This window comes from Streptosporangium sp. NPDC049248 (genome assembly GCF_040678965.1).
Lineage (GTDB): Bacteria > Actinomycetota > Actinomycetes > Streptosporangiales > Streptosporangiaceae > Streptosporangium > Streptosporangium fukuiense.
The window spans coordinates 1-18,019 of record NZ_JBFAQY010000046.1 but is presented as its reverse complement, the minus strand read 5'-3'; the positions used below and the strand labels follow the sequence as shown (position 1 = coordinate 18,019).

Annotated in this window: 19 protein-coding genes and 1 CRISPR repeat array; of the genes, 11 read left to right on the top strand and 8 right to left on the bottom strand. The window is 66.5% G+C overall.

The genetic code is table 11. The features are described 5' to 3' along the window. Positions 1-4: 4 nt before the first annotated feature. From AB0K21_RS42265 to AB0K21_RS42245, 5 genes are read right to left on the bottom strand one after another with little or no spacing between them, the layout of a single operon-like run. The gene (locus AB0K21_RS42265) at positions 5-409 is read right to left on the bottom strand and encodes an ATP-binding protein (RefSeq protein ID WP_364158431.1); all 405 of its coding nucleotides are present in this window, start codon (positions 407-409) and stop codon (positions 5-7) included. Beyond that, positions 409-672 carry a hypothetical protein gene (locus AB0K21_RS42260; RefSeq protein WP_364158428.1) on the bottom strand — a complete coding sequence of 88 codons (264 nt, stop codon included), beginning with the start codon at positions 670-672 and terminating at the stop codon, positions 409-411. The genes AB0K21_RS42265 and AB0K21_RS42260 overlap by 1 nt, the downstream gene beginning before the upstream one ends. Beyond that, a complete protein-coding gene (locus AB0K21_RS42255) occupies positions 669-1,082 on the bottom strand; it encodes an SsgA family sporulation/cell division regulator (RefSeq protein ID WP_364158425.1) in 414 nt (137 codons plus the stop codon). Before AB0K21_RS42255 ends, AB0K21_RS42260 begins: the two co-directional genes overlap by 4 nt. After that, entirely contained in the window at positions 1,082-1,633 is a 552-nt protein-coding gene (locus tag AB0K21_RS42250) for a hypothetical protein (protein ID WP_364158422.1), read from the bottom strand. The genes AB0K21_RS42255 and AB0K21_RS42250 overlap by 1 nt, the downstream gene beginning before the upstream one ends. Further along, complete coding sequence (locus AB0K21_RS42245) at positions 1,633-1,821, bottom strand: helix-turn-helix domain-containing protein (RefSeq protein WP_364158506.1); 189 nt, start codon at positions 1,819-1,821, stop codon at positions 1,633-1,635. The genes AB0K21_RS42250 and AB0K21_RS42245 overlap by 1 nt, the downstream gene beginning before the upstream one ends. Positions 1,822-2,075: 254 nt before the next feature. Here AB0K21_RS42245 and AB0K21_RS42240 point away from each other — a divergent pair, with 254 nt between their 5' ends. The 5 genes from AB0K21_RS42240 (at position 2,076) to AB0K21_RS42220 (ending at position 5,870) form a co-directional block, all read left to right on the top strand. Further along, complete coding sequence (locus tag AB0K21_RS42240) at positions 2,076-2,888, top strand: GntR family transcriptional regulator (RefSeq protein ID WP_364158419.1); 813 nt, start codon at positions 2,076-2,078, stop codon at positions 2,886-2,888. A 7-nt stretch (positions 2,889-2,895) separates the two neighbouring features. After that, positions 2,896-3,630 (top strand): protein phosphatase 2C domain-containing protein, encoded by a 735-nt coding sequence (locus AB0K21_RS42235; RefSeq protein WP_364158416.1) that lies wholly within the window; start codon positions 2,896-2,898, stop codon positions 3,628-3,630. A 327-nt stretch (positions 3,631-3,957) separates the two neighbouring features. After that, a complete protein-coding gene (locus tag AB0K21_RS42230) occupies positions 3,958-4,713 on the top strand; it encodes a ParA family protein (RefSeq protein ID WP_364158413.1) in 756 nt (251 codons plus the stop codon). After that, positions 4,713-5,597 (top strand): ParB/RepB/Spo0J family partition protein, encoded by an 885-nt coding sequence (locus tag AB0K21_RS42225; RefSeq protein ID WP_364158410.1) that lies wholly within the window; start codon positions 4,713-4,715, stop codon positions 5,595-5,597. The genes AB0K21_RS42230 and AB0K21_RS42225 overlap by 1 nt, the downstream gene beginning before the upstream one ends. A gap of 105 nt (positions 5,598-5,702) precedes the next feature. Continuing rightward, positions 5,703-5,870: a hypothetical protein gene (locus tag AB0K21_RS42220; RefSeq protein WP_364158407.1), complete on the top strand. Its 168-nt coding sequence runs from the start codon at positions 5,703-5,705 to the stop codon at positions 5,868-5,870. Between the two features lie 134 nt (positions 5,871-6,004). On the opposite strand, the gene cas2e is transcribed toward AB0K21_RS42220, so the two are convergent. The 3 genes from cas2e to cas6e (AB0K21_RS42205) are packed head-to-tail and all read right to left on the bottom strand — an operon-like array spanning position 6,005 to position 7,616. Beyond that, entirely contained in the window at positions 6,005-6,283 is a 279-nt protein-coding gene (gene cas2e, locus AB0K21_RS42215) for a type I-E CRISPR-associated endoribonuclease Cas2e (RefSeq protein WP_364158404.1), read from the bottom strand. Beyond that, the gene (gene cas1e, locus AB0K21_RS42210; protein ID WP_364158401.1) at positions 6,280-7,344 is read right to left on the bottom strand and encodes a type I-E CRISPR-associated endonuclease Cas1e; all 1,065 of its coding nucleotides are present in this window, start codon (positions 7,342-7,344) and stop codon (positions 6,280-6,282) included. Before cas1e ends, cas2e begins: the two co-directional genes overlap by 4 nt. Further along, positions 7,344-7,616: a type I-E CRISPR-associated protein Cas6/Cse3/CasE gene (gene cas6e, locus AB0K21_RS42205; protein WP_364158398.1), complete on the bottom strand. Its 273-nt coding sequence runs from the start codon at positions 7,614-7,616 to the stop codon at positions 7,344-7,346. Before cas6e (AB0K21_RS42205) ends, cas1e begins: the two co-directional genes overlap by 1 nt. 1,344 nt (positions 7,617-8,960) lie before the next feature. Here cas6e (AB0K21_RS42205) and cas3 point away from each other — a divergent pair. The 6 genes from cas3 to cas6e (AB0K21_RS42175) are packed head-to-tail and all read left to right on the top strand — an operon-like array spanning position 8,961 to position 16,434. Further along, entirely contained in the window at positions 8,961-11,321 is a 2,361-nt protein-coding gene (gene cas3 / locus AB0K21_RS42200; protein WP_364158395.1) for a CRISPR-associated helicase Cas3', read from the top strand. Between the two features lie 8 nt (positions 11,322-11,329). Continuing rightward, complete coding sequence (gene casA / locus AB0K21_RS42195) at positions 11,330-13,318, top strand: type I-E CRISPR-associated protein Cse1/CasA (RefSeq protein ID WP_364158392.1); 1,989 nt, start codon at positions 11,330-11,332, stop codon at positions 13,316-13,318. Further along, positions 13,311-13,916, top strand: a complete 606-nt coding sequence (gene casB / locus AB0K21_RS42190; protein WP_364158389.1) for a type I-E CRISPR-associated protein Cse2/CasB — start codon at positions 13,311-13,313, stop codon at positions 13,914-13,916. Before casA ends, casB begins: the two co-directional genes overlap by 8 nt. Continuing rightward, on the top strand, positions 13,913-15,034 hold the full coding sequence (gene cas7e / locus AB0K21_RS42185) for a type I-E CRISPR-associated protein Cas7/Cse4/CasC (RefSeq protein WP_364158386.1): 1,122 nt from the start codon (positions 13,913-13,915) through the stop codon (positions 15,032-15,034). The genes casB and cas7e overlap by 4 nt, the downstream gene beginning before the upstream one ends. Before the next feature lie 6 nt (positions 15,035-15,040). Beyond that, positions 15,041-15,772, top strand: a complete 732-nt coding sequence (gene cas5e / locus AB0K21_RS42180) for a type I-E CRISPR-associated protein Cas5/CasD (RefSeq protein ID WP_364158383.1) — start codon at positions 15,041-15,043, stop codon at positions 15,770-15,772. Beyond that, positions 15,763-16,434, top strand: coding sequence for a type I-E CRISPR-associated protein Cas6/Cse3/CasE (gene cas6e, locus AB0K21_RS42175; RefSeq protein WP_364158380.1), 672 nt, complete (start codon positions 15,763-15,765; stop codon positions 16,432-16,434). The genes cas5e and cas6e (AB0K21_RS42175) overlap by 10 nt, the downstream gene beginning before the upstream one ends. Positions 16,435-16,523: 89 nt before the next feature. Then, positions 16,524-17,891: direct repeats of the CRISPR family, unit length 28 nt; unit sequence GTCGGCCCCGCGCCTGCGGGGATGGTCC. Between the last annotated feature and the right edge of the window lie 128 nt (positions 17,892-18,019).

The window sequence follows — 18,019 nt, the reverse complement described above, 5'->3', positions numbered from 1 at the left end:
CAGGTCACCTCCTGCCACAGGGGTCGAAGCGGCAGGAGGTGGCGCGGCCGCCGGCGGGAGTGGCGGTGATGATGGTCGCCTCGGCCAGCTCGCGCACGATGGCCAGGCCGCGGCCGTACTCATCGGCATCTGGGCGCCGAGCGGGCACCAGCGGCGCTCCGGCGTCGGTGACGGTGACCTCGACTCCGTCCTGGCGCAGTTCGAGGCGGACGGTGAACGTCGCACCCGGCAGAGCAGAAGCGCTGTGCAGGACGGCGTTGGTGGCCAGCTCGGTCACCACCAGCGCGACGTCGTCGGCGCGGCGGTAGGTGGCGGGCAGGCAGGCCAGCGTCCAGGTGCGGGCCGCGGACACGTGCGCGGCCTCGCCGCGAAAGACGCGCTGGAAGGCCTCGGTGACGGTGACCGCCATCACGACACCTCCCCGATCAAACAGCGGGGCAGGACCGTCGGCGCCGAGCAGCGCGCCAGCAACACCACCGGCCGCGCCCCCTCCGGCGGAAGCTGGCCGTGCGCGGCCAGCGCGTGCCGCAGGTGAATCAGCGGGTCGCCCTCGCCGAGCGCAGCTGCCGCGACCGTGGCGCGGGCCGCGGCCAGCAACTCGGCGTGCTCAGCCACCAGCAGCACCAGGTCGTCGTAGCCAAGAGCGGTCTTGTTGATCAGCACGGTGGTCACGGCGTCACCTCGGCGAAGATTGCCGCGATGCACTTGTCGACGTCGACGCGCTCATCGCCACGCGGAACCTGCCGGTAGATCTGAGTGACGAAGTCGGCGACCAGCTCCCGCCGCGCGTAGACCTCGAACGGGTAACCGTGCTCGGGGCGCAGCGTGATGAGCAGGTAGTACTCCGCCAGTTCCTCATGCGGTGCCACCGTGACGTCACCCTGGCCCGCCGGGGCCCACAAGCCTGCGGCCAGCACCTCCCGGCCGAAGGTGTAGGCGACCGTCTCGCGGCGGCCCTTCATGAACGCCAACCGCACCGCATGCGGGTCGGCCACGCTGTAGGCCAACACCGCCATCAACGGCGTGGACGGGCTGTCAGCCGGCCACAGCTGCACGTCGTAAACAATCTGGAAAGTCGCCATCAGACGCTCACCGCCCCGACCAGCTCGGCCTGGGCCAGCAGCACGTCGGCGAAGACACCGGCGAGTTCGACGGCCAGCGGCGGGGTGTCGGTCTCGTCGCTCCCGGCTTGCCAGTGCTCCTCACCGATACCGATGAGCGTGAACAGGTCGTCGAGCGTGTGAATATGGCGGACGTGAACCTGCAGGTCGTGCTCTTGGTCGTGGTCGGCGACGACCTGGTCGACCGTGCGCACACCGTGAATGTCCAGGACGCGCCCGGCGGGGGTGAATACCCCGACGTGCACCCAGCGGTGCGGCGGCTCGGCGAGTTCCACCAGGGCGATCGGCCAGCCGCTGCGCTTGTGCATCGCGCGGCCCAGCAGATGGCACTGGCTGTAGCCGTACAGCTCGACCGCCGCGTCGTCGATGACGCCTGGCCGAACCTTCAACTCGCGGAAGCCGTGGTAGGTCGGCCGCTCAAAAGAGATGTCGAGGTGCACATCGGCCAGCGGCCGGTCGCCGGCCATCGCGGCCAACTGCGGGTAGCGCGAGTGGTAGGAGGTGGTGGTCATCAGACGCTCACCACCTCAGGGGCGTCAGCCTCGACCATTAGCTCGGCCAGGGCGGCATCGACGTCGGCGGGGTGGAAACGGTGGTGTCCGCCGGGGGTGCGGGTCGACCGGAGTTTCCCGGTCTTGGCCCAGTCGATGACTGTGCTGGGCTCGACGCCGAAAAGACGTGCGACCTCCCGGGGAGTCATCAACCGTTCCCGCAAGCGGGCACGGTCGGTAGGCTCTTTGATCACGGGTCGTTCCTCCTGCTGCCAAGTGGAGAGACGGGCGGCCCTCTGCGGCCCCAGCGCTCGAATCGCTGGGGCCGCTCGCGTTCCCAAACCGGACATTGGCAGGGGATCGCACGGGCACTATGATTTGTTCAAACAAATCGAATGTTGCCTGCAGGATCCCCCACCTGTCAATATGTTCAAACAAATGATTTGGAAGGAGGGAGGGGATCATGGTTGGAGCAGCGCGATACAAGAAGATCGCTGAGGACCTGCGGCGACGCCTCCAGAGTGGGGAATGGCAACCTGGCGAGACCATCCCTCGTATGGCTGACCTGGCTGCGCACTACAAAGCAGCCCGAGGTTCCGTGGCGGCCGCCATAGGCGAACTTGAGGCCGAGGGTCTACTGGTATCCATCCCCCGGCGGGGGACCATGGTCCGACAGGGCACGATGCGGCTGCGCAGGCCGCGGGGGAACCTGGTGAAGCGGAACGTCGCCACTGACAATCCCGGCTACTCGTTCCCGTCAGCGTCCGGCCAAGAGGTGTGGAAGCACCACATCCCGCCGGTCGCGGCTTCCGAACCGCTGACTGATCCCCGTATCGCGAAACTGCTGGGAGTCCCGGTGGGTACGGCGGTGATGCGCCGTTTCCGGGTCACCGGCCCCGAGTCGGAGCCTCCGTTCCAGATCAACATCTCGTGGATCCATCCGCGTGGGGTCGCTGACGCCGCAGAGGTCGCTTCCCAAGCTCCGGGACCTGGAGACTGGCTGTATCGACTGGAGAAGGCCGGCCACTGGCCCATCAGTTGGATGGAGATCCACCGAGCCCGGATGCCGACCAAAGACGAGGCCAGCCTCCTGGAGATTCCAACCACCCTGCCCGTGCTGGAGATCGTGCGCGTGGGCACGTCGGGGCGCGACGGCCAGCCGATAGAGGTGACGGAGTACATCGTGGCCAGCGACCGGGTCGAAACCGTTCACGTTCTACACCGCGATGAATCCGCCCAAGATCCATGGCCCGAAGACACCGAGACGGATAGGTGATGCCGCCATGACCGTCATCGTTGAAGCCGCAGCTCGCACCCATGTCGGGCTCGTGCGCCAACGCAACGAGGACTCCTTTTACGCAGGTCAATCCTTGTTCGCGGTTGCCGATGGCCTCGGTGGCCACATCGCTGGCGACATCGCCAGCGCCACCGTGATCGAAGCCTTGCGACCTCACGACCGTCAGAGCAACCCAGCAGATCCGATCACCATCCTGGGACAGGCGGTCTACGCAGCCAACCAGGCCCTGCACCGCAGGATAGAAACCGAACCTGAATTGGCAGGCATGGGCACCACGTTGGTGGCGATGCTGTGGTCCGGGTCGACGGCGGTCCTGGCGAACGTGGGTGATTCCCGCGCTTACCTGCTGCGCAGTGCTGACTCCGGCACCAGCGGGGCTCCGGGGCTCGTCCAGATCACCGAGGACCACACCTACGGGAATCTAGTGGCCGACGCCAGCAGCGTGCCGAACCTGCCCGGGCGTATCTCCCGCTTCCTCGATGGCCGAGCCGATGGCCGCTCCCCCGATCTCACCGCTCGAGAGCTCCGCTCCGGCGACCGGATCCTGCTGTGCTCGGATGGACTGAGCTCAGTCGTTCCTCGTGAGCTCATCCAAGACGCTCTATGTTCGTCGAAAGATCCAGAAGAAGTAGCTGATCACCTCATTACACTGGCCATCAACCACGGTGGTCCCGACAACATCACCGTGATCGTCATCGACGTACGAAATGGCCTGCACTGACACATCACCTCACAGACACGAGGCCCGCCCATCTCCACTGGGCGGGCCCCGCTGCATTCAAGAGGCTGTCGGTCACCTCGCTTTGCCACAGCGGCGGAGAGGCGTCAGGTACTCCTCCAGCACACACGAGAGCAGCTCGTACGAGCCGGAATGACTCAAGGGGGCGGTCGTGTAACTCGCTGACGCACGACCTTGAGCACAAGAGTCACCGGCACCACACGCCCGTGAAAGGTGATTACGGCGTAATCACCTGATCATCTGAGAGAGTTACTCCGCCATCCGAAGTACCAGTGCAGTCGCTGGGAAGCACACGGAATAGGAGCTCTCATGGCAAAGGTCCATGTCGTCCTCAATCAGAAGGGCGGCGTCGGCAAGTCCACGACGACGATGAATCTCGCCGCCGTCACAGCCGACGCATCAGGCGAGCAGGAAGCCACCGTTGTCGTCTCGATCGACCCCCAGGGATCGGCTGTCTGGTGGTCCAACCGGGTCGTCGAGGCAGCCGAAGAGCTTGCCAAGACCGATCCGGACAAGGCCGCCGCTCGAGCGTTGCCCTTCGACTTCGTGCAAGCCAACGCCGATGACATCGAAGATCTGTCGAACCTCCGAGATCTTCCCGGCGTCAAGCACGTCTGGGTGGACACCCCCGGCTGGATTCCCACCGTCGACGAAGATGCCGACGATCCGTTCGACGGTTCAAGCTTCGCCGAGGCGCTGCGCCGGGTTCTGGCCTGCGCCGATGACGTGCTCATCCCGATAGAACCAGAATCGCTAGCGTTCGACCCGACGTTCAACACCGTCGAGAAGGTCGTGAAGCCCCGCGGTATCCCGTACCTCGTAGTGGCCAACAACTGGGATCCGCGTGATGGTCGCGCTGACCTGGAGGAGACGCTGGAGTTCGTCCGCGCCCAGGGTTGGCCGCTCGCCCGCACAGTCGTCCGGCACTACAAGGTTCATACTCGCGCTCCGGCTGAGGGTCTCGTCGTCACTCAATATCCGAAGAACCGGGTTGCGATGGAAGCCCGCGAGGACTTCTACAAACTGGCGCTGGAGCACGAGCGGATGCGGAACGGAAACGGCTGATGGCAGGACAGCGCACGAGCCTGGCAAGTTTGAGGGTCGGCAAGGCCGCCGTACCCGAACTGGCCAGTGCCCCGAAGTGGCCGGACACGGTCAAGCTCAAAGATTTGGCGGACAACCCGGACAACCCCCGGGAGGAACTGCGGGATCTGGAAGGTCTCGCCGCGACCATCAAAGAGCGTGGCATCCTGCAGCGGCTCGTAGTCGTTCCCCGAGCTACGTGGCTCACCGCGCATCCGCATCACACCGAGAAGATCGGCAATGCACCGTTTGTCATCCTCATCGGTCATCGGCGACGGCACGCAGCCGAGCTTGCTGGGCTGGACGAGGTCAAGGTGGAGGTCCGAGAGTCTGCTTCCGGCAGTCGCACCGACGCTCTGATCGAGAACATCCAGCGATCCGACCTGGACCCGCTGGAGGAAGCGAATGGCATCAGGGACCTTATGGAAGAGGAAGGTCTCTCTCAGCGTGGCGTCGCCGAACTGCTCGGCAAATCACAGGGCTGGGTGTCACAGCGGCTCGTACTGCTCAAGCTCATCCCGGAACTGCAGCAGGCGATCACTAACGGAACCTTGAGGATCGAGGACGCACGGGAGATCGGGAAACTGCCCCCACAAGAACAGGCTTTGCCCGTTTTGCCAGTACCTGCTCCGAAACTCGACCTCGCACAGCCTGTCCGAGGTGGGCACAATCCCATAGACGCGTCCGTCGACACCGCACCATCGCCACGGATGGGGAAGGGCGCGAAGACATCGAGGGGACACAGCGATTACGGCGTAATCACTCTTGGGCCGCCGGCATCGATCGCGGCGGCGCTTCGTGAACGGCTGTCGCTGGAAGACCTGGAGACGCTCGTGGAGTTGCTGTCGGCGACGACAGCCCGGTGATTACGCCGTAATCACTCGGCGGGCGGGGGCTCCTTGTAGCTCCCGCCCTTCTTCGTGTGCTCAGGCGCCGGACGGGAGGCCGGCGCGTGGGCCATCGTCGAGAGCATGACTGATGAGGAGAACCTGCCCGTGCTGATCGTGTCCGACGCGATCATCTACACCGACGACGAGCGCCTTCTAGTCGACGGCCAACCCGTCGCCCCTGGCCGGTATCGGCTGCAGTTGGGCAATGCGGCCGGGAAGATGCCGGTGCTGCGCGGGGCCGACCACTGATGGCGATAGGTGCCGGTGACGGGTGAGGGACCATCCCCGCGGGCGCGGGGCCGGCTTGATCTCCGCGACGAGCGCTAGAGCATCGGAGGGACCATCCCCGCGGGCGCGGGGCCGACACTTGCTGACCAGCTACTTTATCGGCGAAGACGGGCAGAAAGAATCAGTCCGTCGAAGTCGACGGGGTACCAGCGGTCCTTGCCCGCTGTCCGTATGGCCCAGCCCTGTTCGTTGGCAGCGGGCTCGACGAGGACGGCTTGGCCGTCGCCGACGCGGGAGGCGAGTAGCTCCCAGATTCGGTCTCGAATCCGTTTGCTGGGGTTGCCGACGAAGACTCCGGCGTTGACCTCGACCATCCAGCGGGTGAGGTGACCGCGTAGCCCTTCGGGGGCGGCGATCAGGACGATGACGGTCATGTGTCGCTCGGTTCGCGGCCGTTTGCAGGCCGGTCATGTGGCTGTTCTTCGAGTTCCGGGCCGATGACCGCGATGTGTTCCTCGCCCATGACAGCAGGGATGATCTCCTCGATCGTGGTGTCGATCGAGGTCGTTTCCGCGCCTGCCCAGTTGACGCCGCCGGCGACGGTGCCGAGCTTCTCGTCCCACAACTCGTTGACCTCGATATCCGGGATCTCCACACCATCGGGGCTCAGCAGACCCTTGACGTCGCGAACGATACGGCCAAGGAGTTTGTCCTCGGCGATCCGGTCGCGTAGGCCCAGGCGTGCGTCGCGCTCCTCTGTCAGGCCTTTGGCCGCCAGGTCGAAGGCGAGCGGGATGGTGTACTCGGCCTTGTACAGGTCGGCGATGTCCATGACGAAGGAGGTCGCCGCTCCGGTGTGAACGAAGCCGAGTCCGGGGCTGGCGCCCAGTCCGACGATGACGGCGTGGCAGATGCCGTACAGGGCGGCGTTGGCGGCCGACAGCAGACGGTTGAGGTCGTCGCCGGTGGCGAAGGCGTCGCCGGGGCGGTAGTCGCGGCCGGTCCATGCCACGCCGGTGCGGCGAGAGTGCAGCTGGTATTGCTTGCGGACACGGGCGCCTTCGCGGCCGCGTAGTTGCTGCATCGTCATCGTCGAGACGTCCTCGCCGGGGAAGCGCATCCCGTACATGGCGCGGGCGACGCCGAGGCGCTCCTTGGGCCGGGTGACGAGCCATGCCTGGCGGTGTAGCAGGCCGGAGCCTCGGCTGGGGCCGAGGCCGGAGGCGTACATGCGCACGCCCTGCTCGCCGACCCAGCACACCGCGGTGCCGGAGTCGCCGAGCAGGCGGATGGCTGCGTGGGTGACCCGGGTGCCGGGGCCGATGAGCAGGACGGCGACCATGGCGGCCGGTACCCGCACGGTGTCTCGCTTGTTGATGATCACGACTGCGTTCTCGTCGCGGTCGATGTGGCTGCGTTCGACGTAGAGGTTGGAGACGCGGTCGGCGATGCGGTGCAGGTCGTGCGGATGGGCCTTCCACCAGATGTCGGCCATTACCTGCTCTCCGCAAGACGGCGACCGCTCAGAGGCAGGGGGCGGGCTGGGAGCGGGGCCAGGGTGAGCAGGCCGCAGCCGTAGGACTTGGCGGGGCCGATGCCACCCAGCAGCCGCTCGGTGAAGACCACCGGATCGGTGATGCGCAGCCGGCCTTCGAAGGTCGCGGTGTGCAGCACGACCGGCCTGTCGCCACGCTTCTTGTTGAAGGAGCGGCAATCGCGAGGCCGACTTGATACCAGTGGCGACGGGGCCAGAGCCCGACGAACCATCCCCGCAGGCGCGGGGAGCACATTCGTTGACCTGCAGGATCATCGGGGTGATCGTGGATACGAACAGTTAAGAAATGCGACATTCTACACATTTCCAACCTTGATTAAGTTATCAAGTATCTCAAGACACTCGATCGGTGACCTATGGGCAAGCCATAGCGCCTGGGGTTCTGTATGAGCAAGCGTAACCGCTCAGCCGGTCAAGACCTCCCGGATGCTAACGCTTACGGACATAACTACACTAAAGGGATTTATATAGTAAATTTGGCTATTTAGTTCTTTTGGTGTTGCGGGTGGGATGATTTGCGGTTCGCAAATTTTTGCTGGAGATAATGGCTTAAATAGGTGCATATTCGACAAGGAGGCGTTAGCTGATCATTTCGATGGTTTTCTGGACGCGACGCGTACGGTTTCTAGGCCAAGCATGACCGTGATGATGGGTGGTTGCCGTTGTGGCGGCGTCTGGCCCACAACGGTGTGGTGGCCGGATCGTTGGAGATCGCCAGCTTGCGATGCAGGTGCGGCAACTGATCGCCGGGACACTCTTTCCGCAAATGCTACTGATGGGCGATGGCTGGTGCCTGATAGGCGGGGTCTCGCGATGTCGGGAAGGCCGCGTTGGCATCCGCCTGCCGGGTGGAGTCGCTGACCGACGTCACACGCGCGGCCGGACTGGAGGTGCCGGCTTTTCAGCAGGTGCCGGATCCTCGACTGGCTTCGCATGGCTAGCCGGGCAGGTGTCGCTGGGAGATTCCTTTGGTCTCTGCTCAAGCGAAAACAAGTCGTAAGCGGTAGCACCCACCTCTTCAACAATGAGCTCATTCTTGTTTTTGAAAGCGCGGAAAAATCTTGCCCGGGGCATTACGATCAGCCCTTGGCAGCTGCAAGGCAGGCACTGAGCCTTGATCTCCGACCGTGGAGATGACCCCTCGTAAGCGGGCTCACCGACAGGAGTCCCCGTGTCTACGGGGATGCAGTCCACAAGCTCTCTCACGTCGAGATGGCGTTGCGTGATCTCGACGTGCGCCGAAACGACGAGTGGCCCCCGGTGCAACGGAGGCCACTCTGCTTCCGCACCCCATTAGACATAGGAGGAAGCGTTGCCATGCTAGACGAGTCCGAGAGAGTGAAAGGGCCAAGCTCTGGCGGCCGGGTAGATGTACGCATGCCGGCCATCGTGTGCGCCGCGACTGCTCTTGCTTTTTGTACCGCTGCGCCCGCCTGGGCTGTGGTTGATCATGCGCTCGGCAGCACGGGCGGCCCCCTCATACCGCTCCTGGCCGCACTCGCAACAGCTGGTATCCAGTTCCTGAAGACCTTCGACCTGCTCCACCGCATCATCCGATGAGCACTGATGCGGCCCTGTGGGCCGCTTGGGCCAAGGCGGGCGGCAGTCAGTGCCACCCTCTCATGGGGCATGTTCTTGATACGGCTGCGGTGGCTGAGCGGCTGATGGAGCTTGTGCTCGGGCCGCGGTGCCGGGAGGAGTTGCGTGCGGCGTTCGAGCCGCTCGGGCAGGCCGAGAGGTGGATCGCCACCCTGTGCGGTCTTCATGATCTTGGGAAGTACAGTCCCACGTTTCAAGGACTGCAGGTGGAGTTGGCCGTGGCGAGGTTCGACGCGTCCGCGGCGGCCGATGTGAGGTCGGTGCGCAAGAGGGCGGGGCTGGGGCGGCGTATCGACACACCGCACGGCCTGGTGACGACCTTGCACCTCAAAGACCTTCTGCTGCGGTGGGGGGCGTCCCCGGATACCGCTGAGGTTCTCGCCGTTGCCCTGGGCGGTCATCACGGTCATTTTCCTGACGGGGCCGCTGTGAGGCAGGCGCGGCGCGAGGTCAACAACCACGGCGGACACCGCTGGAGGGGCTGGCGCGATGACCTGGTCAGCGAGGTTCTGGCGGTGCGCGGATTGGCTGAGCCCAGCGAAACCCGCTGGCAGGACGTGCACGTGAGCGTCGGGGCCGCAGTCGGGTTCGCCGCCCTGACCACGATCAGCGACTGGATCGCCTCAGACACCGAAAACTTCCCCTACGCCGATGGCCGTGACCTTCCCGCCTACGCCCACCAGGCAGAGGAGTTGGCGGTCCTGGCCGTGGACAGGCTCGGACTTCGCCCCTGGACTCCACCTGCGCGGTTCGGTGAGCTGTTTCCCGGAAAGCCGCCACGGCCGGTGCAGGTCCTCGTCGAGCAGATGACTCTGGACCGCGACGAACCCAGTCTGATCATCGTGGAAGCCCCCACCGGGGAGGGCAAGTCGAAGGCGGCGCTACAGGCCGCAGCGGCCCTGATGGCCAAGAACGACCTGATGGGCACCTATGTCGCCATGCCGACTCAGGCGACGAGCAACCAGATGCTGATCGAGCTGGAGGAGCTGGTAGCCGAGCTCGGGGATGACGTCACGGTCCGGTTGATCCACTCCACCGCCAAAGATCATCTGAGTGAACGGGCCACTACGCCTACCGGGGTTGGGTACGACGAGCAGCAGGAGGGAGATGTCGGCGCCCAGGAGTGGTTCACCCGCAAGAAGAACCTGCTCGCTCCTGTGGGGGTCGGCACGATCGACCAGGCGTTGAAGGCGGTCATCCGATCGGGTCATGACTTCGTGCGATTGGCCGCTTTGGCGAACAAGGTCGTCGTGATCGACGAGGTGCACGCCTATGACACCTATATGTCGACGTTGCTTGATCGGCTGCTGGCCTGGCTGGGGCGGCTGGGCACATCAGTGGTGATGTTGTCGGCGACGCTTCCTTCGGGCCGGCGGCAGGAGTTGGTGGCCGCCTGGCAGTCGGGGTTGTTGCGCTGCCTACCGCGGGAGGTGCCCGCGATGGAGCCGTGCGCCGGCTACCCCCGGGTGAGCCTGGCCGGCACAGGCAGACCGGTGGCCAGGGCGGCGGGGGTGTCGAAACTCAACACTGACCGCACGCTCCGGTTGAGCCGGGTCCGTGATGAGGACGTAGTCGACTGGGCGCTCGGGCAGGCAGCGGGTGGCAGGTCAGTCGTGGTGATGCACAATCTGGTGCGCCGGGCGGCGGCCACCCATGCGGCGGTGGAAAAGCGCATCGCCGCCCAGCCAAAAGCCTTGCGGCCACGACTGATCATGATCAATGGCCGGTTGGCCGTCGGCGCTCGCCGCGTGGTCGAAGCCGAGCTTCAGGCGGCTTTCGGGGAAGGGGGGGAGCGGCCGCGGCAGGGAGCGATCGTGGTCAGCACCCAGGTGCTGGAACAAGGGCTGGATCTTGACTTCGATGCCATGCTCAGCGACCTGGCGCCGGTGGACTGGCTCATCCAGCGGGCCGGCCGGCTGCACCGCCACAGCCGGGATGCGGCACGTGGTGAGCCCGTCCTGGCGATCGCCGGGGTGGTCGACACCGAGACCGGGCCGCTTTTCCCGCCCTATCTTGAGACGGTTTACGCGCCGATGACGCTGCTGCGCACCTGGGCGCTACTGCACCACCGAACCAGCCTTGACCTGCCGGGTGAGGTGCCCGGGCTGGTCGATGCGCTCTATGGGGCGCCGGAGGCGATCGCGTGCCCCGCCGGGTGGGAAGAGGCCTGGCGTGTGGCGGCCGAAAAACTGGAGCGCAAGCGGAAGACGGCGGAACGCAACGCCCGGCTGATGTATCTGCCCCATCCCAGCGCGGTGGCTCATCTGAGCGAGTTGACCAGGCACAGCAAGCACACCGGCCGAACGCGAGACAGGTGATACACCCCGTGAATTCCCCCGACGACGAGGACGTCGTCTTCGTCGACGTTGTGCTGCTTCGCGTGGCCCCCGACGGCCATACCATCGCGGTCGGCGACGACGACGTCGTGATCGACCTGACCGCTTCTGATCCTCCGCCCGCGCACACGTTGCAGACCTTGCTGGATGCCTCCGTTCAGCTGGCCGCGCCGGGCGAGTTGCCCTCCGCCGTGGTGCGGGCCATCGCCGCGACACCCGTACCGCAGCTTTTCCGCCGCTGTCCCTGGCTGCATAAGCACCGGGTGTTGCTGTTGGCCCAGGACCGATGCGCCGTGGGGGGGAGCGTGCTGGTCTATCACGACCAGCGCGGCCTGCACCTGGAAGAAGCCGCCCCGGCGCCGCCGGCCGACGAGGTGGGGGCTGCGTCTTTTGATCTGCTGTCGCGGCCGTGGATTCCCGTCGTCGGGCTCGACGGCCAGGCCAGGCTCATGGGGCTCGAAGACGTCATCGCCGCAGCGCATACGATCCGGCGCCTCGCCGCTGAGACGCCCACGATGACGGCGGCGCTGCACCGGCTCCTGCTCGCGGTCTTTCACCGCGCCTACGGCCCGCCAAGCGAGGCCGACTGGGGGCGACTGTGGGCGGCGAAACAGTTTCCCGCCGATGCGCTGCGAACCTACCTGGATCGTCACCGCCACCGCTTCGACCTGTTTCATCCCCGGTTGCCGTTCATGCAGTGCGCCGACCTGGTGACCTTGGCTCCGGCTACCGCGGCCAAGCTCGTCTCTTATCGTGCGGTCGGCAACAACGTGACGCTGTTCGACCACACCACCTCCGCCGATCAGGTGACGCTCTCTGCGCCGGAGGCGGCCCGGTGGCTGGTCGCCCTGCAGGCTTTCGATCCGGGAGGCATGAAGACCCCGTATGAGAAGGACAAGTCTTCTGAGCGCGCGCCGTGCAACTGGTTCGGCGTCGTGCTGGTGGAAGGGAGCACCCTCAAAGAAACCCTGCTGCTCAACGCCCTCATCTACCGCCCCGAGGGCGAAAAGCCCGCCATGACCACCCCCCAGGACGCGCCGGTGTGGGAACAGGAGGCCGGGCCCTCCCCCAGACCGGACAAGCGCACGGCGCGCGGCTGGACCGATCTTTTGACCTGGCCGTCGCGGCGGGTCCTGCTGTCTGCGGCTGGGAGCGGCCAGGACACGCTGGTGGACGGCGTGGTCATCACTCCGGGAACGCGGCTGGATGCGCGTCTTGCCGATGAGGAGATGATGGCGGCCTTCCGCAAGCCCCGCGACGCCAAAGGCCGCTTCAAGCGAGACGCCCCTCTGCTGGGGGTCCGGCTGCATCCTTTGCGGGGCATCTGGCGTCACAGCGTCGAACTTCTGCTGACCGACCTGTGGGAGGAGGGCAAGAACCGCCAGCGTCCCGGCACGCTCGACCAGATAGCCGACCTGGCCGAGCGCCGCTACCTCCCCGATGACACCGTCTACACCCTGCGCGTCTTCGGGCAACGTCTCGATGCCAAGGCATCGGTGGTGGAGACCTGGCTGGAGGAGGAGATTCCCGCCCCCGTTGCGCTCCTTCGAGCGCGTGATGAGAGCCTGGGCGCGATCATCGGCTGCGCGATCACCCTGGCCGATGAGGCCGGCTCAGCGCTTCGCGCGTTGCGATCGGGCTACCACCATGAGTTTCGCGACAATTCCGTCGCCGACATCGATGGCCTGTATTGGCCGAGGCTGTCTCAGCCGTTCGGAACGTTCCTGATCGAGGTGGGCGATGCCCGCAACGCCGGCCGATCGGAAGCACCCGCCACTCGGGCGTGGGGTCGGCACGTCACCGAGCTGGCCCTGGTGGCCGTGGCCCGCTGGGTCGCCGGCTCCCCCGCCGAGGGCCGCGCGATGGCCGCTCTGGGAAAACACCACGGCCTGTTTCGCACCCGGCTCACCGTCGCCGAACACCGGTTTCACGCCCAGCTCGCCGCTTACTGCAATGGAGCAGAGGACACCGATGCCTGATCCGCTCGCCATGCGGCGAGATGCCTACGTCACCTATCTCTACCGTCTTGACAACGAGCTGCGCTCACGAGACCCGAGGCGCTCCGCGCAGGCGCGCCGCTCGCTGGCGCGCCTGCGACACAGCTTCGTCGAGGGCAGGCAGTACCAGGCCTATGCGATCGTGTTCGGCCACGAGCCGCCCCACGACAGCGCCGAGCAACAGGTATGGCTGCTGGTGGGCGGCCTGTTCGCGCTGCATCCGCTGCCCTGGAAAGGCGGCGCCGGGCCGCGCTCCCTGGGGGCCTCGATGGGCCGGCTGCACAAGAAGCTGGGCAGCCCGGCGGTGGAGCGGCGATTCACCCAGCTGCTGGCCAGAGACAAACAAGCCCTCCCCCACCATCTACGCCAGACCATCCGGCTGCTGTCGGCCCATGAAGTCCCGGTCCACTACGGGCGCCTCCTGGACGACCTGGTCACCCTGCTCGGCAAGGACCACCGCGGCGACCGGGCCAGCAGCGTACGCCTGCGGTGGGCCGAGGAGTACTACCTGCCCGTTTCAGCCCCAACGACCAAGAACTCAGGCGAGCCCTCCACCGATCTTCCGGAGACCACCCAGTGATCATCGAACTGCACCTGCTTCAGTCCTTCCCGGTCAGTAACCTCAACCGCGACGATGTCGGCCAGCCCAAGACGGCCACGTTCGGCGGGCACGTGCGCGGCCGCATCTCCAGCCAGAGCCTCAAGCGCTCGGCGCGGCTGCTGTTCACCGAGTACGGCCTGGACACCACCGAGGTGGGGGTACGCACCAAACGACTGCTCGACGGCGTCGTGGAAGGCCTCGTCCAGGAAAGACGCGACCCCGACCAGGCCGGGTCGGTGGCGATGGCCGCCCTGCAGCAACTCGGGTTCGGCCTCGATGTCGGCAAGGGGCTCACCCAGTACCTGCTGTATGTCGGCAGCGAATCGATCGACCAGCTGACCAGGTACTGCCTGGATGAGTGGCAGGCCCTGGAGGCGTTCGCCGCGGCCAAGACCGCCGCCCAGCAGGCGAAGATCAAACCCGACAAGAACGCCATGGCCACGGTGCGCCGCATCCTGGACGCCGGCAGAGCCGCCGACATCGCCCTGTTCGGGCGGATGATCGCCGACAACAAGGACCTCAACGTCGAGGCCGCCTCCCAGGTCGCCCACGCCATCTCCACCCACGTCGTCGTCACCGAGTTCGACTTCTACACCGCCGTCGACGATCTGAAACCCCACGATGAGTCCGGCGCCGACATGCTCGGCACGATCGATTTCAACTCCGCCTGCTACTACCGCTACGCCAACGTCGATGTGACCCAGCTGACCGCGAACCTGCACGGCGACCTCGATCTGGTCCAGCGCGCCACCCGTGCCTGGCTGCTGGCCTTCATCAACGCTGTGCCCAGCGGCAAACAGAACTCGATGGCGGCACGCACCATGCCCGACACCCTGCTGGGCGTGACGCGTGATCACGGGGCGTGGAACCTCGCCAATGCCTTCCTCAAGCCGGTCACCGACGACGACCTCATGGCCGGCTCAACCCAGCGCCTCTTCGACCACTTCGGCAAATTGCGCGGCTTCTTCGGCGCCGACCAGATCCGCAGCGCGAGCGCGGCATCGGTATCGGGACAGGTGCCCGACCTCGATGGCGTGCACAACGTGCACAGCCTTGAGGCCTTCACCACCACCCTGCTCGCCGGCGTCGGGGAGTAGCGGCAGATGAGCAACACCAGCGCGATGTCTCTTGCGCTGTGCTTGGATGCGCCGATGCAGTCATGGGGCATCCGCTCCCACGGAATCACCCGCGACACGATGGCTGAGCCAACGAAATCAGGCGTCGTGGGCCTGGTGGCGGCAGCACTGGGCATCGACCGAAACAACGACGCGGCCCTGGCCGAACTGGCCCGGCTGCGCCTGGCCATCCGGGTGGACCGCGAGGGCACCATGGAACGCGACTACCACACCACCCAAAACGTCCCCACCACGCACGGCACCGGCCACCGTACCGTCGTCAGCGAACGCTACTACCTGGCTGATGCACTCTTCCTGGCAGTCTTGGAAGGCGATGGGCCCCTGCTGAGCAGGGTGGCCGCGGCGGTGAAACAACCACACTGGCGGCTGTCGTTCGGCCGAAAAGCCTACGTCCCCGCCCGCCCCCTGCTGACCCCATCCCAGCAGCCGGCCGCCACGAACGCCGAGAACGTGCTGGCCACCCACCCCTGGCTGGAGCCTTCACCCCAGGACCGGGCCCGGATGAGAAACCGGCCGAACCGGCCCGCTTTACGCACCGTCGTGGAATGCCCGCCCACCCGGATCGGCGCGCAGGTCCGCCACGACCAGCCGCTCAGCTTCGCCCACGGCAACAGGCGCTTTGCCTCCCGCACCGTCCACATGGGCGAGGTCGCACTGACCGACGACATGATCTCCGCAGGAGAGACCTTGTGTTTTTGACCAAACTCACCCTCAACCAGCAATCCCCGGCTTTCCTGCGCGATGTCGCCGACGTCCACGACATGCACCGCACGCTGATGTCGGCCTACCCCGAGCTGCCGCCCACCGCCACCTACCGCAGCGCCCACGGCGTCCTATGGCGCCTGGACACCGTCGCACCCGCCGGCATCGTGCAGTACGTCCAAAGCCATACCGCCCCTGATTGGGCCCGCCTTCCCGACGGGCTGCTCCTCAAGAGCGCCGAGGTCCGCTCCCTGCAACCCGTACTCGATGCGATCAAAGCAGGCCGGCGCTTCACCTTCCGGCTCGTGGCCAACCCGACCCGCTGCATCCGCGTCGAAAACGGCGCGGAAAAACACCAACGCGTCCCTTTGCGACAACACGCCGAACAGATCGCCTGGCTCATCGGCAAAGGCGACCAACACGGCTTCGTCATCCCCGCCAGCCGCCAAGGCCCCCCAGATGTAACCGCGAGCACGATCCCCCGGCTGATCGGCAAGAAACGACAACCACACCCCATCACCATCGCCCCCGTCCGCTACGACGGCCACCTCGTAGTCACCGACCCTGCCGCCTTCACCACCGCCCTGACCACCGGCATCGGACGCGCCAAGTCCTACGGCTGCGGCCTCCTCAGCCTCGCCCCCACACAAACCCGATAACCCTCTACAAGGCCAGACACACCACCACCTACCAAGCCCATTTATAAAGACGACCTCACCGAACCTTGACAACTCAACAGAGAACGTAAGTGCTCCCCATGCCCGCGGGGATAGTCCGCTCGCGCCCATGCCGGCGCCCATCGGGCCGGTGTCGGCCCTGCGCCTGCGGGGATGGTCCCGCGGTGCCGATCGCAGCGCCGGCCGCCAGGGCGTCGGCCCCGCCTGCGGGGATGGTCCCACCTCGCCCATGGCGGCGGCGTTGGTGCGGCAGTCGGCCCCGCGCCCGCGAGGATGGTCCGCTGGACGGCCGCCTGCGGGGCATCCCGTCGGGGTCGGCCCCGCGCCCGCGGGGATGGTCCCAAGGGGGCGGTGACGATGGTCGGCTTCACCGTGTCGGCCCCGCGCCCGCGGGGATGGTCCGGCGCGGGCGATGCGCGTATCAGCGGTCAGCAGGTCGGCCCCGCGCCTGCGGGGATGGTCCCACCAGCTCCGACCCGTGGGCGTCCATCATCGGGTCGGCCCCGCGCCTGCGGGGATGGTCCCCGGCCGGTCTCACTGAGCCTCTTCATGGAGCGGTCGGCCCCGCGCCTGCGGGGATGGTCCTGCCTGGACGTTCGCGGCGGTGAAGAGCAGGCCGTCGGCCCCGCGCCTGCGGGGATGGTCCCGGCGCCCAGAACATCGCCTCGCCGTCACGCAGGTCGGCCCCGCGCCTGCGGGGATGGTCCCTGGCCTGAAGGCCGAAAAAAGATGGTACGTGGGTCGGCCCCGCGCCTGCGGGGATGGTCCGTCACGGATGGCGATCTCGTGGACCAGCTCTACGTCGGCCCCGCGCCTGCGGGGATGGTCCCTGATCGGCCAGATGGCCCAGAGCGCGCAAGGGGTCGGCCCCGCGCCTGCGGGGATGGTCCTATGCGTGGTGTATCCACCACCGGACACACCGCGTCGGCCCCGCGCCTGCGGGGATGGTCCCCGTGGACCCTAGGCCCATCTCGTTCGGAGCCCGTCGGCCCCGCGCCTGCGGGGATGGTCCCCCGCACCGCGACCCGGCCATGGCTCAGCTGACGTCGGCCCCGCGCCTGCGGGGATGGTCCCTGGACGCGTGGGAGGAGACCCGCCTCCCCGAGGTCGGCCCCGCGCCTGCAGGGATGGTCCACCCGACAGCCGCCCCACCTGGTGGCCAACAGGGTCGGCCCCGCGCCTGCGGGGATGGTCCCAGCGACCGAGCTGATCAGTTCTTCGCCTTCCTGTCGGCCCCGCGCCTGCGGGGATGGTCCTCGTGATTGTGCAGGTCAAGCCAGGAATCAGGCGCCGGCCCCGCGCCTGCGGGGATGGTCCCCCCAGGTGGTTGATGTTGGAGAGATCATCATGGTCGGCCCCGCGCCTGCGGGGATGGTCCCGGTGTAGTTGTTGCCCACGACCTTGACCGTGAGTCGGCCCCGCGCCTGCGGGGATGGTCCCTTCGCGACGGCTCCGAGCGTGCGGTACTCCTCGTGCTAGCGGACACGCCGTTCTCCAGTTGAGCGGCCAGATTTCTCCTGGCTGATGGCCATCAAAATTCCTGGCGTGGCCACTGGGAATCCCGGTG

What these genes read in the sequence shown, in the direction of transcription:
- AB0K21_RS42235 (WP_364158416.1), top strand. Translation starts at nt 2,896, where the DNA reads ATGACCGTCATCGTTGAAGCCGCAGCTCGCACCCATGTCGGGCTCGTG.
- cas1e (WP_364158401.1), bottom strand. Translation starts at nt 7,344, where the DNA reads ATGGCCGACATCTGGTGGAAGGCCCATCCGCACGACCTGCACCGCATC.
- casB (WP_364158389.1), top strand. Translation starts at nt 13,311, where the DNA reads ATGCCTGATCCGCTCGCCATGCGGCGAGATGCCTACGTCACCTATCTC.
- AB0K21_RS42225 (WP_364158410.1), top strand. Translation starts at nt 4,713, where the DNA reads ATGGCAGGACAGCGCACGAGCCTGGCAAGTTTGAGGGTCGGCAAGGCC.
- cas6e (WP_364158398.1), bottom strand. Translation starts at nt 7,616, where the DNA reads ATGGTTCGTCGGGCTCTGGCCCCGTCGCCACTGGTATCAAGTCGGCCT.
- AB0K21_RS42250 (WP_364158422.1), bottom strand. Translation starts at nt 1,633, where the DNA reads ATGACCACCACCTCCTACCACTCGCGCTACCCGCAGTTGGCCGCGATG.
- cas3 (WP_364158395.1), top strand. Translation starts at nt 8,961, where the DNA reads ATGAGCACTGATGCGGCCCTGTGGGCCGCTTGGGCCAAGGCGGGCGGC.
- AB0K21_RS42255 (WP_364158425.1), bottom strand. Translation starts at nt 1,082, where the DNA reads ATGGCGACTTTCCAGATTGTTTACGACGTGCAGCTGTGGCCGGCTGAC.
- cas2e (WP_364158404.1), bottom strand. Translation starts at nt 6,283, where the DNA reads ATGACCGTCATCGTCCTGATCGCCGCCCCCGAAGGGCTACGCGGTCAC.
- AB0K21_RS42230 (WP_364158413.1), top strand. Translation starts at nt 3,958, where the DNA reads ATGGCAAAGGTCCATGTCGTCCTCAATCAGAAGGGCGGCGTCGGCAAG.
- AB0K21_RS42265 (WP_364158431.1), bottom strand. Translation starts at nt 409, where the DNA reads ATGGCGGTCACCGTCACCGAGGCCTTCCAGCGCGTCTTTCGCGGCGAG.
- cas5e (WP_364158383.1), top strand. Translation starts at nt 15,041, where the DNA reads ATGAGCAACACCAGCGCGATGTCTCTTGCGCTGTGCTTGGATGCGCCG.
- AB0K21_RS42240 (WP_364158419.1), top strand. Translation starts at nt 2,076, where the DNA reads ATGGTTGGAGCAGCGCGATACAAGAAGATCGCTGAGGACCTGCGGCGA.
- AB0K21_RS42220 (WP_364158407.1), top strand. Translation starts at nt 5,703, where the DNA reads ATGACTGATGAGGAGAACCTGCCCGTGCTGATCGTGTCCGACGCGATC.
- AB0K21_RS42245 (WP_364158506.1), bottom strand. Translation starts at nt 1,821, where the DNA reads ATGACTCCCCGGGAGGTCGCACGTCTTTTCGGCGTCGAGCCCAGCACA.